Raw genomic sequence first — 266 nt, 5'->3', positions numbered from 1 at the left:
GAACGGGCGAATTCGCTGGCACGAGTGCTTCAAGCACAGGGAGTAGGACCTGACAAACTGGTCGGTCTGATGGTGCAGCGCTCCGTGGAAATGATCGTGGGTCTGCTGGCCGTGCTAAAAGCAGGCGGAGCTTATGTGCCAATTGATCCCGAATTTCCGTCCTCTCGTATTCAATACATGCTGGAAGACAGCGAGGCCGCAGTGCTTCTGACCCGTCGTGATTTGGCAGAAGAGCACCATTGCCACGCCAATGCCCTATTTCTTGA

General features: G+C 54.9%; 1 protein-coding gene. It reads left to right on the top strand.

The window, feature by feature from the left end:
- The coding region (locus tag HFD99_RS25210; RefSeq protein WP_167441096.1) for an AMP-binding protein at positions 1-266 on the top strand (266 nt) is incomplete at both ends.

Origin of the sequence: Paenibacillus sp. EKM301P (genome assembly GCF_011800295.1) — a bacterium.
Classification (GTDB): domain Bacteria; phylum Bacillota; class Bacilli; order Paenibacillales; family Paenibacillaceae; genus Paenibacillus; species Paenibacillus polymyxa.
This window is presented reverse-complemented; position numbering and strand designations above follow the sequence as displayed.